The organism is Rahnella sp. 1L-D-7-B-C2 (assembly GCF_057290995.1).
In genome coordinates, this window is the sequence record NZ_JBXAVQ010000007.1 from 122,905 (window position 1) to 141,422 (window position 18,518).

Sequence of the window (18,518 nt, forward strand, 5' to 3'; positions counted from 1 at the left end):
GCTCTTCGGGTAATTAACCGTTAACGGCATCTTTCAGCGCTTTACCTGCACGGAAGCTAGGTACTTTAGCTGCTGCAATGCTGATTTCTTTACCGGTCTGTGGGTTACGGCCAGTACGTGCTGAACGTTCGCGCACGGAGAAAGTACCAAAACCTACCAGAGCGACTTCTTCCCCGGCTTTCAGGGTATCAGTGACAGATCCAAGAACCGCATCCAAAACACGTCCCGCTGCGGCTTTAGAAATATCAGCGCCGGCAGCAATTTTGTCGATCAATTGTGACTTATTCACTCTTTTCGTCCCCTCTTAATATTTTTCATCACGCCGAATTTCCCTTCGGACGTGACCGCGCTGCTGTTATATCAATCTTGTCAGGGCTATGCAAGCGACTGAAAGCAGCCTGAAACCCTCTGACCGCTGACTACGTTAACGGTACAAAAAAAAGCTGGCAAGTGAGAATTCACCAGCCAGCCAGAGTTTTATTCAACTGTGTAAGCCAACATCACTATTTCGCAGCAACCGGTAACGCACCGTATGCAGGATTTTGCAGAGCAAAGTTCAGGACATCATCGATGCGTTTGACCGGATGGATCTCAAGATCTGCCAGCACGTTCGCCGGAATTTCTTCCAGATCACGTTTGTTATCGTCTGGGATCAGCACAACCTTGATGCCGCCACGGTGTGCAGCCAGCAGTTTTTCTTTCAGACCACCGATTGGCAGCACCAGACCACGCAGGGTTATCTCACCCGTCATCGCCACATCTGCACGCACAGGGTTACCGGTCAGACAAGACACCAGGGCAGTACACATTGCAATACCCGCACTTGGGCCATCTTTCGGCGTCGCCCCTTCTGGTACGTGAACGTGAATATCACGTTTTTCGTAGAAGTCAGGGTTAATGCCCAGCTTGTCAGCACGTGCACGCACGACCGTCAGCGCAGCCTGAATGGATTCCTGCATGACTTCACCCAGAGATCCGGTGTACGTCAGCTTACCTTTACCCGGTACGCAGGCTGTTTCGATGGTCAGCAACTCGCCGCCCACTTCAGTCCACGCCAGACCAGTTACCTGACCGACACGATTTTCGGTATCCGCACGGCCATAATCGACCTTCTGGACGCCGAGAAAATCTTTCAGATTGTCGCCGTTAATTTCAATGTGCTTGAGGGTTTTATCCATCAGCAATTGTTTAACCGCTTTACGGCACAGTTTGGACAATTCACGTTCCAGACTACGCACGCCCGCTTCACGGGTATAGAAACGAATGATGCCGATGATTGCACTGTCATCCACCGTCAGTTCGTTCTTTTTCAGCGCGTTACGTTCAATCTGTTTCGGCAACAAATGCTGCTTGGCAATGTTCAGCTTTTCGTCTTCGGTGTAACCGGAAAGACGGATCACTTCCATACGGTCCAGCAGTGGCGCAGGGATGTTCATGGAGTTCGACGTCGCTACAAACATCACGTCTGACAGGTCGTAATCGACTTCCAGATAGTGATCATTGAAGGCTACGTTCTGCTCAGGATCCAGCACTTCCAGCAGGGCTGAAGCCGGGTCGCCGCGCATGTCAGACGACATCTTGTCGATTTCGTCGAGCAGGAACAGCGGGTTTTTCACCCCGACTTTGGCCATTTTCTGGATCAGTTTGCCCGGCATAGAACCGATATAGGTGCGACGGTGACCGCGGATTTCCGCCTCATCACGCACGCCACCCAGCGCCATACGAACATACTCACGCCCTGTCGCACGTGCGATGGACTGACCAAGGGAGGTTTTACCCACACCCGGAGGCCCGACCAGGCACAGGATTGGCCCTTTGATTTTGCTGACGCGCGTCTGCACTGCAAGGTACTCAAGGATGCGGTCTTTGACGCGTTCGAGGCCAAAGTGATCGGTATCCAGGACTTCCTGCGCTTTGCGTAAATCTTTCTTCACTTTACTGCGGGCATTCCATGGCACCTGAAGCATCCAGTCGATATAACCACGGACCACGGTGGCTTCGGCGGACATCGGTGACATCATCTTCAGCTTTTGCAGCTCAGCTTCGGTTTTTTCACGCGCTTCTTTCGGCATTTTTGCCGCGTCGATTTTGCGTTTCAACGCCTCATGTTCATCAGGCGTGTCGTCCATTTCACCAAGTTCTTTCTGAATCGCTTTCATTTGCTCATTCAGATAGTACTCACGCTGGCTCTTTTCCATCTGTTTTTTGACACGGTTACGGATGCGTTTTTCGACCTGTAAAAGATCGATTTCCGATTCCATCATCGCCATCAAATATTCCAGACGCTCGGTGATATCAAACATTTCCAGTACGGACTGTTTGTCAGCGAGTTTCAATGGCATATGCGCGGCAATGGTGTCAGCCAGACGTGCAGCATCTTCAATGCTGTTGAGTGATGTCAGCACTTCTGGCGGGATTTTTTTGTTCAGTTTGATGTAGCCTTCAAACTGATTAATCGCTGTGCGTACCAGAACTTCCTGCTCGCGTTCATCAACGGCCGGAGATTCAAGGTATTCTGCCTGGGCAGCAAAATGCTCGCCACTGTCAGAAAGCGTAGTAATACGTGCGCGTTGTAACCCTTCCACCAGCACTTTAACCGTGCCGTCCGGGAGCTTCAGCATTTGTAATATTGAGGCAACCGTACCCACGGAGAAGAGATCGTTAACGCCCGGCTCATCGGTCGACGCTTCTTTCTGCGCAACCAGCATGATTTTTTTGTCGTGATCCATCGCGGCTTCGAGGCATCGAATCGATTTTTCCCTGCCAACGAATAACGGGATCACCATGTGCGGATAAACCACCACATCGCGCAGAGGCAATACGGGGATTTCTATGCGTTCAGAACGCTCAGGGTTCATAGAGCTCTCTCTTAGTTTAGCTTCCGCCAGGTTAAGGAAATCTCGTGAAACACGAGTCAGACGGGTTTCAGCAAGTCGTTAACTGAGTATATGGGGATGAATGTCCGACATTCAACGATAAGAATGTGCGAAAAAAAAATGGGGGACTAAATCCCCCATTTTGTGGCTAACTCTCTGGATAGTTTGGCTAATTATTCACCAGACGCTTGTTGCGCCTCTGGCTTGCCATAAATCATCAGAGGTTCTGACTGGCCCGCAATCACGGACTCATCAATCACCACTTTCTCCACATCGTCGAGAGACGGCAGATCATACATAGTGTCCAGCAATGCGGCTTCAACGATTGAACGCAAACCACGGGCGCCGGTTTTACGGTTCATGGCTTTTTTCGCAATCGCAATCAGCGCTTCATCGCGGAATTCCAGTTCAACGCCTTCCAGATTGAACAATGCCTGATATTGCTTAGTCAGGGCATTTTTCGGCTCTTTCAGAATTTGAATCAGTGCATCTTCGTTCAGCTCGCTGAGCGTCGCAACCACTGGCAGACGGCCGATGAACTCAGGGATCAGACCAAATTTGATCAAATCTTCCGGTTCAGCCTGTGCCAGCAACTGACCTTCAGTGGCTTTCTGCTCTTTGCCTTTCACTTCTGCACCAAAACCGATACCGGTACTGGTGTTAATACGCTGGCCAATCACTTTATCCAGACCGGCAAACGCGCCACCGCAGATAAAGAGAATTTTTGAGGTATCAACTTGCAGGAATTCCTGCTGTGGATGCTTACGTCCGCCCTGAGGTGGAACTGCAGCAACCGTACCTTCAATCAGTTTCAGCAGCGCCTGCTGGACGCCTTCACCGGACACGTCACGTGTGATCGATGGGTTGTCAGACTTGCGGGAAATCTTGTCGATTTCGTCAATGTAGACAATACCGCGTTGCGCTTTCTGAACGTCGTAGTCGCATTTCTGCAACAGTTTCTGAATGATGTTCTCAACATCTTCCCCCACGTAACCGGCTTCAGTCAGTGTGGTAGCGTCGGCCATGGTAAATGGCACATCCAGGAAACGGGCCAGGGTTTCAGCCAGCAGCGTCTTACCGCTACCGGTCGGACCGATCAGCAGAATGTTACTTTTGCCTAATTCGATACCATTGCTGGTATCGCCGTTACGCAGGCGTTTGTAGTGGTTATATACCGCCACGGCCAGCACTTTCTTCGCAGGTTCCTGGCCGATAACGTAATCGTCAAGATGCTGACGGATTTCGTGCGGCGTCGGTAACGCACTGCGTTCGCGGTGTGGCGCGACTTCTTTAATCTCTTCGCGAATAATGTCATTGCACAAATCGACACATTCATCGCAGATATACACTGACGGCCCGGCAATCAGCTTACGCACTTCATGCTGGCTTTTGCCGCAAAAAGAGCAGTACAGCAGCTTTCCTGAACCGTCTTTGCGCTTATCTGTCATCAGTAAACCTCTTCTTTAGTATCAGTCCCGCAGCATTACAATAACGCGTCGACACGACCATATTACACAACAGCCGCATGAGGGCTGATGTCTGTTCATTCATGTTATGACTCACATCGGGAGGAAAAGTGTCGTTGATGCCGCACTCTTTTTCCTTTCCGAAAACTTTCCGACCACCTAACCATGGTATGAGTATAACTATAGACCATCAGCCCGGCACGATTGAGCCGTCAGGCGCGATGGGTAAATACAGAATCCACTAAACCGTACTGTACAGCCTCATCAGCAGACAGGAAACGGTCGCGCTCTGTATCGCGCTCAATTTCTTCCAGCGTTTTACCCGTGTGTTTCGCCATCAGCTCATTCATACGGGATTTCACTTTCAGGATTTCTTTCGCATGGATCTCGATGTCCGTCGCCTGCCCCTGGAAACCGCCCAGTGGCTGGTGGATCATCACGCGTGAGTTTGGCAGGCAGAAACGCTTACCTTCTGCACCTGCAGTCAACAGGAACGCGCCCATTGAACATGCCTGGCCCATACAAATCGTACTGACGTCCGGCTTGATGAACTGCATGGTGTCATAAATCGACATCCCGGCAGTGATCACGCCACCCGGTGAGTTGATGTACAGATAGATGTCTTTTTCCGGGCTTTCTGCTTCCAGGAACAGCATCTGGGCAACAATCAGGTTAGCCATATGGTCTTCGACCTGACCGGTCAGGAAGATGATGCGTTCCTTAAGCAGACGGGAGAAGATGTCGTATGAACGCTCGCCCCGTGAAGTTTGCTCAACCACCATGGGTACCAACGCCATGTTTGGTGCAAATTGCTCTCTTTCACCACTGTATGACATAACCGTCTCCTAATAGATTCTGTTTGGCGCTATTTAAAACCGATTCTACTTGAGATAGACACACATGACTATGCTCAAGCGGCCAAGTCGCCATTTACACGCCTGACGGTCGTTATCAGTCAGATTCTGACTACAAATTTATCTGAGTTCGTGTTTATCAATTGGGGGATTTAGGCCCCTTTTTCAAGCCTGCCGTCATAATTCTTTTCTCTATCCCCCAATCCGGGCCGCTGAAAGGCCATTTTGCGGGAGACAACGGAGCGGTTCTACGTGCGCTGTGCCTTATAGAGATAAATATAGTGCAAAAACAACAGCCAAAACAAAAATACCTGATTTTCGGCAAATAAAAAGCCCGCAGTGAAAACTGCGGGCTTTTAAACGTGAATCTGCGGACAGATTCAGCAACGTGCAATAAAATTATGCAGGTTGAGTCTGGTTCATCAGCTCAGTAAAGGTAGTGGCTTTTTCAGTCACTTTCGCTTTAGACAACAGAGTTTCGACCGCTTGTTCTTCCAGCGCAACGTTACGCATGTTGTTCATCAGCTCTTTGTTTTTGCTGTAGAACTCAACAACTTCCTGTGGGTCTTCGTACGCAGAAGCCATTTCTTCGATCAACGCTTTAACGCGATCTTCGTCAGCTTTCAGTTCGTGCTGGCTGATCACTTCGCCCAGCAGCAGACCGACAACAACGCGGCGTTTAGCTTGCTCTTCGAACAACTCGCGTGGCAGTTCCAGCGCTTGTTTTTCGTTGCCACCAAAACGCTGTGCAGCCTGGCGACGCAGAACGTCAACTTCGCCGTCGATCAGTGCAGCGGGCACGTCGATTTCGTTAGCGCTGACCAGACCGTCGATAGCCTGAGTTTTGATGCGGTTACGAACAGCACCTTTCAGCTCGCGCTCCATGTTTTTACGCACTTCTGCACGCAGACCTTCAACAGAACCATCAGCTACGCCGAAACGTTTGATGAATTCTGGCGTCAGTTCTGGCAGCTCACGCTCTTCCACTTTCTTCAGGGTAATAACGAACTTAGCCGCTTTACCTTTCAGATTTTCAGCGTGGTAATCTTCTGGGAAGTTTACGTCGATAGTGAATTCTTCACCGGCTTTGTGACCGACCAGACCTTCTTCGAAGCCTGGGATCATGCGGCCCTGGCCCATAGCCAGTACGAAATCAGAGGCTTTACCGCCTTCGAAATCTTCACCGTCGATAGAACCGGAGAAATCAACAGTCACGCGGTCTTCTGCGGTGACAGCGGCATCCGTTTCTTTCCAGTCAGCTTGTTGCTTGCGCAGAGTTTCCAGCATGGTATCAACATCAGCGTCGTTAACTTCAACAACCGGTTTTTCAACTTCGATGTTTTCCAGATCTTTCAGCTCAACTTCTGGGTACACTTCAAATTCAACGGTGAAAGTGAAGTCTTCACCCTGCTTGTACTCACCCGGGATATAATTAGGTGCGCCAGCTGGATTAATTTTTTCTTTGATGATCGCATCAACAAAGTTGCGTTGCATCAGATCACCCAGTACGTCCTGACGTACTGACGCGCCGTAACGCTGTTCGATGATGTGGCTTGGTACTTTGCCTTTACGGAAGCCGTCAATACGTACTTTTTTAGAGACGTTGACCAGTTCACTTTTCACTGCTTTTTCAATGCTTTCAGCAGGAACAGTAATCGTTAAGCGGCGCCCAAGGCCTTGAGTGGTTTCAACAGAAACTTGCATCTTGTTACCTCAAAAAAAAATCACAGTGCTCGGTCAACTCCAGAAGTCGTTCTCAAGATGAGAAGCACCAAAAGCGCAAACTTACCTTGAAAACGACTTCTAAGAACCGGGACAGTTCTGTATCAGAACGTAGCCCTGTATTCGAGAGCGTCCGAAACCATTCCGGAAAAATTAGACGCGACATTATAGCGACGCAGACGCATTGAGTCGAGGACGGTATCTACAAGCGCGGGAGGGAAACTCACACGGGGATTCGATCCTTCGAAAAATGCGGTCGATGCAGAGGCAAAAGTGCCCTTGTCGTCTGCCTGTCTTAGGAAAAACAAAAACGGCCCGCGGGCCGTTTCATGAATTCGCACCTACTAATACCGCATCTGACAAGCAAAGTTCCAGTGATACTGCGTCAAACGGCGATATTTATGCCTTTTGTGAATCAGATCTCGACGATCAGGCCATTGTTCCCGCACCGCGACATGGGGGGGATGCAGGAACAGTATCCTGTAACCCTTCCCATTCTTTTTGGGTGTAGGTGTGCAATGCCAGCGCATGAACACTCCCTGCTAGTTCCTCTGCCAGATGCCCGTATATAGCACGATGGCGCGCCAGAAAACGTTCACCCAGGAACTTATCGGATACCATGACCACTTTGAAATGGCTTTCTGAGCCTGCCGGTACATTATGACGATAGCTTTCGTCAGTCACTTCCAGAAACGCGGGTTCAAACGCCTCGACTAACTTTGCTTCTATTTGCTCACGAATCATCGCTATCTCCTTACACCGTATCAGCAGAGAACTGCGCACGTCGGGTTCCCTTTGTCTTACATTCCTTTATCTTCACGTTCTACCCTTTAAGAATAGGCTGTTTTCCGACATCCACGTTAATTACATCAAAAAATTTATAGGTTTGATTGATAAAATCGGCGCTTAGTCTGTCAAAGAAACTGCGGCTTAGCCATGTATGAAGACCGTAATCAGCAGACCTGATGAAATAAAACGCTAAAAAATCACTTTTCCAGATTGTTGGGACTTCCACCCGCAAATGGCAATGTTATGATGTCGGCATAATTTTGAGCACTATTCCCTTATAAATATTGAGAAAACACACATGTTAAAGAAAATCATTTTCCCTGTGCTGGCGATGTTGATGCTGGCCGGTTGCGCCACCAGCACCAATACGCTGGACGTATCGCCAAAAATCGTTCTGCCTTCACAAGACCCAACGCTTCAGGGTATTACTATCAGCATTAACGGTGCTGACCAGCGTAAGGACCAGGCACTGGCGAAAGTTAACCGCGATGGCCAACTGATTTCTCTGACCCCATCCCGCGACCTGCGTTTCCTGTTGCAGGAATCTCTGGAAAAACAAATGACCGCCCGCGGTTACATGGTCGGTGCTGACGGTGCAGTCGATCTGCAAATCGTCGTGAACAATCTTTATGCAGACGTACAGGAAGGTAATCTGCGTTACAACATCACCACCAAAGCAGATATCTCCATCATTGCTACCGCCAAAAATGGCAGCAAGCAGGTGAAAAATTACCGCTCGACCTATAACGTTCAGGGCGCGCTGTCTGCGACAAACGCTAAAATCACCACCGCGGTGAACACCACGCTGGGCGATGTCATCAGCGACATGGCGTCAGACACCAGCATCAGTGACTTCATCAAAGCTAACGCGCGTTAAGACTCCGTTGTTGTCTGCCTGAAATTTTCTGCCCGGCCTGTCCGGGCAGAATGCTAATTAAACACCGTGAATTTATTCCCCGTGAAGCATCCCTTCCTTTATTATGCCCATGCGCCACTCTTTCACCGGTCCGCAGGAACATACTTTTCATGATCAGTCAGTACTTTAAGATTTTCACACAGCGTAATACGGTCATTTTACTGCTGCTGGGTTTTGCATCCGGTTTACCGCTGGCGCTGACCTCCGGCACGTTACAAGCATGGATGACGGTCGAAAATGTCGATCTGAAAACCATCGGTATTTTCTCGCTGGTCGGTCAGGCTTACGTCTTTAAGTTCCTGTGGTCGCCGATGATGGACCGCTACACGCCCTCTTTTCTCGGCCGCAGGCGCGGCTGGTTGGTGCTGACACAGCTACTGCTGGTCGTGGCGATTTTCGGTATGGGCTTTATGGATCCGTCGAAAGACCTGTTCTGGCTGGCGGCGCTGGCGGTGCTGATTGCCTTTGCCTCGGCGTCGCAAGATATAGTGTTCGATGCTTATAAAACGGATTTACTACCTGCTGAAGAGCGCGGCAACGGCGCAGCGGTTTCGGTGCTGGGTTACCGGCTGGCGATGCTGGTTTCCGGCGGGCTGGCGCTCTGGCTGGCAGACCGCTATCTCGGCTGGCAACACATGTACTGGCTGATGGCCGCCCTGATGCTGTGTGGCGTGCTGGCAACGCTGATGGCACCGGAGCCGGAAAATTCGCAGCCCGCGCCCCGCACTATCGAAATGGCGGTGGTCGCACCGCTGAAAGACTTCTTTGGCCGCAACAATGCCTGGCTGATTTTACTGCTGATTGTGATGTACAAAATGGGTGATGCTTTTGCAGGCAGCCTAAGCACCACATTTTTAATTCGCGGCGTTGGGTTTGATGCCGGAGAAGTCGGGTTGGTGAATAAATCACTGGGACTGCTGGCGACGATTGTCGGTGCGCTGCTCGGCGGCATGCTAATGCAACGTCTGAGCCTGTTTCGCGCGCTGATGCTGTTTGGCATTTTGCAGGCCGTTTCCAACGCCGGTTACTGGATCCTCGCGGTGACTGACAAACATCTGTATTCCATGGGCGCGGCAATATTTTTTGAAAACCTGTGTGGCGGCATGGGCACAGCGGCCTTTGTTGCCCTGCTGATGACGCTCTGCAACCGATCATTCTCCGCCACGCAGTTCGCGCTGCTGTCTGCCCTTTCCGCCGTGGGCCGCGTGTATGTCGGGCCGATTGCGGGCTGGTTTGTTGAAGCCTACGGCTGGCCGTGGTTTTATTTGTTCTCTATCGTGGCCGCCGTTCCCGGTCTGTTGTTGCTGGCGGTTTGTCGCGAAACACTGGAGTACACGCAAAAAACCGACAGTTTCTTGCCACGCATCCACTTCGCCACACTGTATCGCTGGGCGTTGCGTTGCATGGTAGCCGGTAGCGTATTGCTCGGTTTTTGGCTGATTGCGCTAATTGTAAACAGTCTGGGCTGGGCGTCGTGGCAATCGCTGGCAGTGACGCTGCTCGAAGCCGGAGCCTTCATCTGTCTGGCGGGAATTTTTCTCGGCAGTCTGCTGGATTTCCTGTCACTGCGCCGCAGCGCACGCGCCTGATTTTCCGCCATTCGTTTTCAAAATGAATGGCGGAGTCGATTTAACAATTCATCTATAAATATTGCTCAACAATTTGCCGTCGGAAAAAATAATATTTTCTGTTTTTATTTTTCCGGCGATGATTTGATGCTTTTTATTTCACCTGAAATCTACATTAATTTAACATTAATTAAACCTTCCGGCCTGATAATCGGTGAGAATAATATTTACAAATTCCGACACCCCTTGTTTTTCATCACTATAGAAAAAAATCTATACGCAACATATTGTTGCCCACTGTGAATTGTCACGATCCGTGACATGTGTGACTGCGTTAACATAAAGTGTCAACAGCGCTTTGACACTTGTTTAAGCGTGTTTACAGTCCTGCAACCTTCCCGTAAAATGCCCGCACACCTGAAGCGACAATAGAGCCCTAGTTATTGAGGTCGTTAGATGAGACTTAAGAAATACAATAAAAGTATTGGGATGTTGTCCTTATTTGCTTCCGCGTTAATGTTAAGCGGTTGCAATACGGCATTGATGGATCCCAAGGGAGCAATTGGACTTGAACAGAGAACGCTGATTTTAACGGCGATCGGTTTAATGCTGATCGTTGTTATTCCAGTTATTATCATGGCGTTTGCCTTTGCGTGGAAGTATCGTGCTTCCAACACAAAAGCAACCTACAGTCCTAACTGGTCCCACTCCAACAAAATTGAAGCCGTCGTCTGGACTGTTCCAATTATTATCATTGCCATTCTGGCAACGATTACCTGGAAGACCACCCATGCGCTTGATCCGTTCAAGCCAATCGTATCTGACCAAAAACCGATGACGGTAGAAGTCGTTTCTCTGGACTGGAAATGGTTGTTCATTTATCCGGAACAGGGCATCGCAACTGTTAACGAACTGGTTATCCCTAAAGACGTGCCTGTTCAGTTCAAAGTCACTTCAGACTCTGTGATGAACTCGTTCTTTATTCCTCAGTTAGGCGGACAGATTTACGCGATGGCGGGTATGCAGACTCAGTTGCATTTAATTGCAAATGAAGCCGGCACCTACAAAGGCATCTCGTCAAACTTCAGTGGCCGTGGTTTCTCTGGCATGAAGTTCAACACAATTGCGACCCCAACCCGTGGCGATTTCGACACATGGGTAGCGAAAGTGAAAAGCGCACCGAACCAACTGGCAACCACTGATGACTTCAACAAGCTGGCTGCACAGAGCATCGACAACCCGGTCGAATACTTCTCTGTTGCGAAACCAGGCCTGTTCAAAGAAATCATTGGCAAATACTCCATGCATGACATGAAGGCAGCGCCAGAAGGTCATACCATGCCAATGCCTGCTGGCACTGACATGAAAGGCATGGATATGGGTGAACAGTCTCACGCAGCCGGAGCCGAGGAATAAACGATGTTCGGAAAATTAACGCTTGATTCGGTTCCGTATCATGAACCGATTATCATGGTCACCGTTGCCGCAATAATCCTGGGCGGTCTGGCAGTCGTTGCCGGTATCACCTATTTCGGCAAGTGGAAGTATCTGTGGACCGAGTGGCTGACCTCCGTCGACCACAAAAAATTAGGTATCATGTACATCATTCTGGCTTTCGTCATGCTGTTGCGTGGCTTTGCCGATGCCATCATGATGCGTAGCCAGCAGGTGCTCGCCTCTGCGGGTGAACCTGGCTTCCTGCCGCCTCATCACTACGACCAAATCTTTACCGCGCACGGCGTGATCATGATCTTCTTCATGGCGATGCCTTTCGTTATCGGTTTGATGAACGTGGTGGTTCCTTTACAGATCGGTGCACGCGACGTTGCGTTTCCGTTCCTGAACAACGTCAGCTTCTGGTTCACCGCTGCCGCTGTGATTCTGATCAACATCTCTCTGGGTGTCGGTGAGTTCGCACAGACCGGTTGGTTGGCCTATCCGCCGTTGTCAGGTAAGGAATACAGTCCGGGTGTGGGGGTCGATTATTGGATATGGAGTCTACAGATATCCGGTATTGGTACCTTGCTGACCGGTGTTAACTTCTTTGCGACCATCCTGAAGATGCGCGCACCAGGCATGCCGCTGATGAAAATGCCGGTATTTACCTGGGCCGCACTGTGCACCAACGTGTTGATTATCGTGTCCTTCCCGATTCTGACCGTGACTGTTGCACTGCTGACTTTAGACCGTTATCTGGGCACCCATTTCTTCACGAATGATATGGGCGGCAACATGATGATGTACATCAACCTGATTTGGGCCTGGGGCCATCCGGAAGTGTACATTTTGGTTCTGCCAGTCTTTGGTGTGTTCTCTGAAGTTACAGCAACCTTCTCTAAGAAACGTCTGTTCGGTTACACCTCGCTGGTATGGGCAACCATCGCCATCACCGTGTTGTCGTTCGTCGTTTGGCTGCACCACTTCTTCACCATGGGTTCAGGCGCTAACGTCAATGCCTTCTTCGGCATCATGACGATGATCATTTCTATCCCGACCGGGGTAAAAATCTTCAACTGGCTGTTCACCATGTACCAGGGCCGTATCACGCTGAACGCAGCGATGCTGTGGACCGTTGGCTTCATTGTCACCTTCTCTGTAGGTGGTATGACCGGCGTTCTGCTGGCGGTTCCGGGTGCTGACTTCGTGTTGCACAACAGCCTGTTCCTGATTGCTCACTTCCACAACGTTATCATCGGTGGTGTGGTCTTCGGTTGCTTCGCAGGTCTGACTTACTGGTTCCCTAAATCCTTCGGCTTTACGCTGAATGAGAAATGGGGTGTACGTTCATTCTGGTTCTGGATCATCGGCTTCTTCGTTGCATTCATGCCACTGTACGTATTGGGCTTCATGGGTATGACCCGTCGTGTCAGCCAGAATATCGATCCTGAGTTCCATCCGCTGCTGGTTATCGCCGCGTGCGGTGCAGCGCTGATTGCTATCGGTATCCTTTGTCAGCTGATCATGATCTTCGTGTCTGTCCGCGACCGCGACCAGAACCGCGATCTGACCGGTGACCCGTGGGATGCACGTACTCTGGAGTGGTCAACTTCTTCTCCTCCTCCGTTCTACAACTTCGCTATCGTGCCGCAAATTCACGACCGCGATGAGTTCTGGGACATGAAAGAGAAAGGCACCGCTTACAAGCAACCTGCAAAATATGAAAAAATTCATATGCCACGTAACAGCGGCGCAGGCTTCATCATCGCTATGTTGAGTCTGGTTTGTGGTTTCGCATTAATCTGGGATATCTGGTGGCTGGCAGCAGTAAGCTTCCTCGCACTGGTAGTGACCTGGATTGTGAAAAGCTTCGACGAAGATGTTGATTACTACGTATCAGCTGAAGAAGTCGAACGTATTGAAAATCTTCATCATGAACAAATCCGTAAAGCAGGTGTGAAACATGGCAACTGATACCCTGACTAACCACGACGCAGCCCATGCAGAGCATGGGCACCACGACGCGGGTGAGACCAAAGTCTTCGGCTTCTGGATCTACCTGATGAGTGACTGCGTATTGTTTGCGAGTTTATTCGCAACTTACGCGGTGCTGGTGCACGGGACCGCGGGTGGCCCGACTGGTAAAGACATTTTTGAACTGCCGTTCGTGCTGGTAGAAACCTTCTTCCTGCTGTTCAGTAGTATTACGTACGGCATGGCGATGCTCGGTATGAGCAAAAGCAGCGTGAAAGCGGTCAACGGCTGGTTGTTCCTGACCTTCCTGTTCGGTCTGGGCTTCATCTGCATGGAAGTGTATGAATTCCATCACCTGATCAAAGAAGGTTTCGGTCCGGATCGCAGTGGTTTCCTGTCAGCATTCTTTGCGCTGGTAGCGACTCACGGGATCCACGTAACCTGCGGTCTGATCTGGATCGTCATCATGATGATTCAGGTAAGCCGTCGTGGTCTGAACGCCGTTAACCAAACCCGTCTGATGTGTCTGAGCCTGTTCTGGCACTTCCTGGACGTTGTCTGGATCTGTGTATTCACCGTTGTTTACCTGATGGGGGTATTAGCATGAGTCATTCTGCCACTTCCCACGGCGGCGCAAGCCACGGCAGCGTGAAGTCATACCTGATTGGCTTCATCCTGTCAGTGATCCTGACGGTTATCCCGTTCGCCATGGTCATGAGCGATACTGCTTCGCATTCACTGATCATTGGTACCGTGGTTGCATCCGCGGTCATCCAGATCGTTGTCCATCTGGTGTTCTTCCTGCACTTAAGTACTGCGTCGGAAGCTCGCTGGAATCTGGTGGCATTTCTGTTCACCGCTGTGATTATCTTTATCGTCGTTGTGGGCTCATTGTGGATTATGTATAACCTCAACCTCAATATGATGGTCAGTTAAAGAGCCGAGCTGCACGTGATGATTAAGCAATACCTGCAAGTAACGAAACCAGGAATTATTTTCGGCAACTTAATTTCTGTCATCGGGGGATTCCTCCTTGCTGCCAAAGGCAACATCGACTTCCCACTCTTTCTCGCCACTTTGGTGGGCGTTTCGCTGGTCGTGGCATCGGGTTGTGTGTTTAACAACTTCATCGACCGCGACATCGACCGGATCATGGAAAGAACGAAGAACAGGGCCCTGGTAAAAGGACTTATTCCGCCGAAAACAACCCTGGTTTACGCCACTATTCTGGGTATTGTGGGCTTTGCGTTGTTGTATATCGGCGCCAATCCGCTAGCCATGTGGCTGGCGGTGATGGGCTTTGTGATTTATGTCGGCGTTTACAGCCTCTACATGAAGCGCAACTCGGTATACGGCACGCTGATCGGCAGTTTGTCGGGCGCGGCGCCACCGGTGATTGGTTACTGTGCCGTTTCAGGCCAGTTTGATACCGGTGCGCTGATCCTGCTTCTGATATTCAGCCTGTGGCAGATGCCGCACTCGTACGCGATTGCCATCTTCCGCTTTAAAGATTATCAGGCAGCAGGCATCCCGGTTCTGCCGGTAGTGAAAGGCATTTCCGTCGCCAAGCATCATATTACCGTCTACATTCTGGCGTTTATGATTGCCACGCTGATGCTCACCCTGAGCGGTTATGCAGGTTATAAATACCTGATTGTCGCCGGTGCGGTGAGTGTCTGGTGGCTGGGCATGGCACTGAAAGGTTACAAGGCTGAGAACGACGTGGTCTGGGCGAGGAAGCTGTTTGGCTTCTCCATCGTGACCATTATGTCGCTGAGCTTTATGATGTCAGTGGACTTTAATTCCGCGCCGACATCGCTGTTAACCTACGTTTGGTGACCCAAGCTGTTAGCCTGACGCGCTGTCGTTCATTCCGATAATCAGCACACTGAAAGGCCAGTAGCGATACTGGCCTTTTCTTTTGTTCTGCCGGAAAGCAAAACCCGTAATATCTGCTAAAGATCCATCGTTTTACCCGAACTCGCCAAAAGCACTACAATGCACGATTGTTATTTTGAGGTAGTAATGTGAACGATAACCAGATGACCCCGCAGGAAAGTCGGGCAACATGGGGACTAGGGACAGTATTTTCTTTACGCATGCTCGGCATGTTCATGGTTCTTCCCGTCCTGACCACCTACGGTATGGCGTTATCCGGGGCCAGCGAAACGCTGATCGGCATCGCAATTGGTATTTATGGCCTTGCGCAGGCTGTGTTTCAAATCCCGTTTGGACTGATGTCTGACCGCGTTGGTCGTAAACCGCTGATCGTTTTTGGTTTAATCATTTTCTGTATCGGCAGCATCGTTGCCGCCTCTACCGAATCTATCTGGGGCGTGATCATTGGTCGTGCTCTGCAAGGCTCCGGGGCAATTGCCGCCGCGGTCATGGCGCTACTGTCTGATCTCACCCGCGAGCAGAACCGCACCAAAGCAATGGCCTTCATCGGCATCAGCTTCGGCGTGACCTTTGCGATTGCGATGGTGCTCGGCCCAATCATCACGCACGCCTGGGGTTTACACGCACTGTTCTGGGCGATTGCCGGGCTGACTATCGTCGGCATCATCATTACCGTCGCCGTTGTCCCCTCCCCTGCCACACATATTCTCAATCGCGAATCGAGCATGGTGAAAGGCAGCTTCGGCAAAGTGCTGAGCAACCCGAAACTGCTGAAGCTGAATTTCGGCATTTTGTGCCTGCATATCCTGCTGATGTCGAGCTTCGTGGTGTTACCGCAAGTGATGGAACACGCAGGCTTCCCGCCAAGCGAGCACTGGCGTGTCTATCTGGTCACTATGCTGACGTCATTCGTCGCGGTGATCCCGGTGATTATTTATGCCGAGAAAAAACGTCACATGAAGCAGGTCTTCATGGGCTGCGTGGCGGTGCTGTTGCTGGCAGAAATCGTCCTGTGGTCAGCCGGTCTGCATTTGTGGGCAGTCATCGCCGGTATCCAGCTGTTCTTCCTCGCATTTAACGTGATGGAAGCAATTCTGCCATCGCTTATCAGTAAAGAATCTCCGGCCGGATACAAAGGCACCGCAATGGGGCTTTATTCCACCAGCCAGTTTATCGGCGTAGCGATTGGCGGCAGCTTAGGCGGTTATGTCTATGGTAACGCCGGTGCAGGCGCAGTCTTCCTTGTGTGCGCGGCGATTGCCGTAGTCTGGCTGGTGGTCAGTTCGACCATGACCGAACCCCCGTATGTCAGCAGCCTGCGCATCACGCTCTCTGAACTGGCGGTGAAAGATTCTGCCCTGCAGGCGCGCATTATGGCGCAGCCGGGCGTGGCAGAAGCCGTGGTGGTGCCGGAGGAATTCAGTGCTTATGTGAAAGTCGACACCAAACAGACTAACCGTAAAGCGCTGGAACAGCTGGTCAGCGCTGCCTGATTTCAACATACCGCTTGCAGTAAATATGGGCGTGCTTTCGAAGATGGCACGCCATTTCATTTTGATGTCCCCCGCTGTGATACACCTCACTTAAAAATCTCCCATAATCATTATCCTCAGGAATTCCTTAACAAAAATTCTGTCAGCCATGACGGCTTTTCAGCCTTTGGGGATCTCATGAAAACGTATGCTTTAGTGGGCACCGGCGGACGTTCAGGTTTGTACATTGACGCGATCACCGGTAAATACCGCCATAACGCAAAATTTGTGGCTTTCTGTGACACCAATCAGACACGCATGGATTATGCGAATCAGCAGCTGGCGCAGCGTGACATCGCACCGGTTCCCACCTGGAAAGCCGCCGACTACGGCGACATGCTCAGCGAGACCAAACCCGACATCGTAATTGTCACCAGCATGGATCGCACGCATGACGATTACATTGTCCGCGCCCTCCACGCCGGTTGCGATGTGATCACCGAAAAACCGATGACCATTGATGAAAACCGCGCGCTACGTATTCTCGATGCGGTCGATACCACCGGCTATCAGGTTCGCGTGGCATTCAACTATCGTTACGCACCGCACCACAGCAAAATCCGCGAACTCCTGATGCAGGACACCATCGGCGAAGTCCTTTCTGTGCATTTTGAATGGCTGCTCAATACCGAACACGGCGCAGACTATTTCCGCCGCTGGCACCGCGAAAAGCGCAACTCAGGCGGCCTGCTGGTGCACAAATCCACCCACCATTTTGATCTGATGAATTTCTGGCTTAACAGCACGCCGGAAAAAGTTTACGCACAGGGCGATTTGCGATTTTATGGTAAAGAGAATGCCGAGAAGCGCGGCGTGACGGAGTTTTACCCGCGTGCGCACGGCTATCCGCAGGCAGAGAGCGATCCTTTCGCCCTGCATATGGCTGATAACGCCCAGCTAAAAGCCCTGTATCTCGATGCCGAGCACGAGGACAGCTATTTTCGCGATCAGAGCGTGTTCAGCGACGGCATCAATATCGAAGACACGCTGTCGGTGCTGGTGAAATACCAGAACAAAGTGCAGATGACCTATTCACTCAACGCCTATCTGCCATGGGAAGGGCTGAACGTGGTATTTAACGGCACCAAAGGCCGTATCGAAATGAAAATCGTCGAGATGTCCTACGTGAATGCAGGTGGTAAACGTGAAAACGAAGGCAGTCTGGAAGAGGCAAAAATAGTGGTGTATCCGCTGTTTGCCAAAGCGTGGGAAGCCGAATTCTCGCTGGGCGAAGGCGGTCACGGCGGCGGAGATAACGCCATGCTTGAGGATCTGTTTGGCGAACGCAAAGAGGATCCGTTAAAGCGCGCGGCAGATCACCGTGCAGGCGCAATGTCGATCCTGACCGGCATCGCCGGTAATCTCTCCATGCAGCACGACAAACCGATTTATTTTAAAGACTTCGAGCTGGTGAAACGCCTGCAACAGAAGAAATAGCGCGCATGAAAAAGGGACGCCCTAAGCGTCCCTGATGTTTTCAACGAA

General features: G+C 50.8%; 15 protein-coding genes. 9 read left to right on the top strand and 6 right to left on the bottom strand.

Translation table 11 applies throughout. The features are described 5' to 3' along the window. Positions 1-13: 13 nt before the first annotated feature. The 6 genes from hupB to bolA all read right to left on the bottom strand — a co-directional run bounded on the left by hupB (position 14) and on the right by bolA (position 7,662). Positions 14-289: a nucleoid-associated protein HU-beta gene (gene hupB / locus AC0Z7K_RS13840; RefSeq protein ID WP_485614909.1), complete on the bottom strand. Its 276-nt coding sequence runs from the start codon at positions 287-289 to the stop codon at positions 14-16. Between the two features lie 214 nt (positions 290-503). Beyond that, the gene (lon, locus tag AC0Z7K_RS13845; RefSeq protein WP_112164314.1) at positions 504-2,858 is read right to left on the bottom strand and encodes an endopeptidase La; all 2,355 of its coding nucleotides are present in this window, start codon (positions 2,856-2,858) and stop codon (positions 504-506) included. A gap of 191 nt (positions 2,859-3,049) precedes the next feature. Next, the gene (gene clpX / locus AC0Z7K_RS13850; protein WP_112164313.1) at positions 3,050-4,324 is read right to left on the bottom strand and encodes an ATP-dependent protease ATP-binding subunit ClpX; all 1,275 of its coding nucleotides are present in this window, start codon (positions 4,322-4,324) and stop codon (positions 3,050-3,052) included. 230 nt (positions 4,325-4,554) lie between these two features. Then, on the bottom strand, positions 4,555-5,178 hold the full coding sequence (clpP, locus tag AC0Z7K_RS13855; protein WP_056771081.1) for an ATP-dependent Clp endopeptidase proteolytic subunit ClpP: 624 nt from the start codon (positions 5,176-5,178) through the stop codon (positions 4,555-4,557). Between the two features lie 417 nt (positions 5,179-5,595). After that, positions 5,596-6,900, bottom strand: coding sequence for a trigger factor (gene tig / locus AC0Z7K_RS13860; RefSeq protein WP_413528073.1), 1,305 nt, complete (start codon positions 6,898-6,900; stop codon positions 5,596-5,598). 447 nt (positions 6,901-7,347) lie between these two features. After that, positions 7,348-7,662 (bottom strand): transcriptional regulator BolA, encoded by a 315-nt coding sequence (gene bolA, locus AC0Z7K_RS13865; protein ID WP_112164311.1) that lies wholly within the window; start codon positions 7,660-7,662, stop codon positions 7,348-7,350. A gap of 343 nt (positions 7,663-8,005) precedes the next feature. Here bolA and AC0Z7K_RS13870 point away from each other — a divergent pair, with 343 nt between their 5' ends. The 9 genes from AC0Z7K_RS13870 (at position 8,006) to AC0Z7K_RS13910 (ending at position 18,470) form a co-directional block, all read left to right on the top strand. Next, positions 8,006-8,584, top strand: coding sequence for a lipoprotein (locus tag AC0Z7K_RS13870; RefSeq protein ID WP_413528072.1), 579 nt, complete (start codon positions 8,006-8,008; stop codon positions 8,582-8,584). A 149-nt stretch (positions 8,585-8,733) separates the two neighbouring features. Then, positions 8,734-10,212 (top strand): muropeptide MFS transporter AmpG, encoded by a 1,479-nt coding sequence (gene ampG / locus AC0Z7K_RS13875; RefSeq protein ID WP_413528071.1) that lies wholly within the window; start codon positions 8,734-8,736, stop codon positions 10,210-10,212. Positions 10,213-10,647: 435 nt separating this feature from the next. Continuing rightward, positions 10,648-11,607, top strand: a complete 960-nt coding sequence (cyoA, locus tag AC0Z7K_RS13880) for a cytochrome o ubiquinol oxidase subunit II (protein WP_485614910.1) — start codon at positions 10,648-10,650, stop codon at positions 11,605-11,607. Between the two features lie 3 nt (positions 11,608-11,610). Next, positions 11,611-13,602 carry a cytochrome o ubiquinol oxidase subunit I gene (gene cyoB / locus AC0Z7K_RS13885; protein ID WP_112164306.1) on the top strand — a complete coding sequence of 664 codons (1,992 nt, stop codon included), beginning with the start codon at positions 11,611-11,613 and terminating at the stop codon, positions 13,600-13,602. Beyond that, positions 13,592-14,209: a cytochrome o ubiquinol oxidase subunit III gene (locus AC0Z7K_RS13890; protein WP_485614911.1), complete on the top strand. Its 618-nt coding sequence runs from the start codon at positions 13,592-13,594 to the stop codon at positions 14,207-14,209. The genes cyoB and AC0Z7K_RS13890 overlap by 11 nt, the downstream gene beginning before the upstream one ends. After that, entirely contained in the window at positions 14,206-14,538 is a 333-nt protein-coding gene (locus tag AC0Z7K_RS13895) for a cytochrome o ubiquinol oxidase subunit IV (protein ID WP_056771051.1), read from the top strand. Before AC0Z7K_RS13890 ends, AC0Z7K_RS13895 begins: the two co-directional genes overlap by 4 nt. An 18-nt stretch (positions 14,539-14,556) precedes the next feature. Then, complete coding sequence (gene cyoE / locus AC0Z7K_RS13900) at positions 14,557-15,441, top strand: heme o synthase (protein WP_112164304.1); 885 nt, start codon at positions 14,557-14,559, stop codon at positions 15,439-15,441. Positions 15,442-15,629: 188 nt separating this feature from the next. Further along, a complete protein-coding gene (locus AC0Z7K_RS13905) occupies positions 15,630-16,994 on the top strand; it encodes an MFS transporter (protein ID WP_413528069.1) in 1,365 nt (454 codons plus the stop codon). Positions 16,995-17,171: 177 nt separating this feature from the next. Continuing rightward, complete coding sequence (locus AC0Z7K_RS13910; protein ID WP_485614912.1) at positions 17,172-18,470, top strand: Gfo/Idh/MocA family protein; 1,299 nt, start codon at positions 17,172-17,174, stop codon at positions 18,468-18,470. The last annotated feature ends 48 nt before the right edge of the window (positions 18,471-18,518 follow it).

Excerpts from the sequence above, each read along its gene's own strand:
- clpX (WP_112164313.1), bottom strand. The coding sequence starts at position 4,324 with ATGACAGATAAGCGCAAAGACGGTTCAGGAAAGCTGCTGTACTGCTCT.
- cyoB (WP_112164306.1), top strand. The coding sequence starts at position 11,611 with ATGTTCGGAAAATTAACGCTTGATTCGGTTCCGTATCATGAACCGATT.
- ampG (WP_413528071.1), top strand. The coding sequence starts at position 8,734 with ATGATCAGTCAGTACTTTAAGATTTTCACACAGCGTAATACGGTCATT.
- cyoA (WP_485614910.1), top strand. The coding sequence starts at position 10,648 with ATGAGACTTAAGAAATACAATAAAAGTATTGGGATGTTGTCCTTATTT.
- cyoE (WP_112164304.1), top strand. The coding sequence starts at position 14,557 with ATGATTAAGCAATACCTGCAAGTAACGAAACCAGGAATTATTTTCGGC.
- lon (WP_112164314.1), bottom strand. The coding sequence starts at position 2,858 with ATGAACCCTGAGCGTTCTGAACGCATAGAAATCCCCGTATTGCCTCTG.
- AC0Z7K_RS13870 (WP_413528072.1), top strand. The coding sequence starts at position 8,006 with ATGTTAAAGAAAATCATTTTCCCTGTGCTGGCGATGTTGATGCTGGCC.
- clpP (WP_056771081.1), bottom strand. The coding sequence starts at position 5,178 with ATGTCATACAGTGGTGAAAGAGAGCAATTTGCACCAAACATGGCGTTG.
- AC0Z7K_RS13910 (WP_485614912.1), top strand. The coding sequence starts at position 17,172 with ATGAAAACGTATGCTTTAGTGGGCACCGGCGGACGTTCAGGTTTGTAC.
- tig (WP_413528073.1), bottom strand. The coding sequence starts at position 6,900 with ATGCAAGTTTCTGTTGAAACCACTCAAGGCCTTGGGCGCCGCTTAACG.
- AC0Z7K_RS13895 (WP_056771051.1), top strand. The coding sequence starts at position 14,206 with ATGAGTCATTCTGCCACTTCCCACGGCGGCGCAAGCCACGGCAGCGTG.
- AC0Z7K_RS13890 (WP_485614911.1), top strand. The coding sequence starts at position 13,592 with ATGGCAACTGATACCCTGACTAACCACGACGCAGCCCATGCAGAGCAT.
- bolA (WP_112164311.1), bottom strand. The coding sequence starts at position 7,662 with ATGATTCGTGAGCAAATAGAAGCAAAGTTAGTCGAGGCGTTTGAACCC.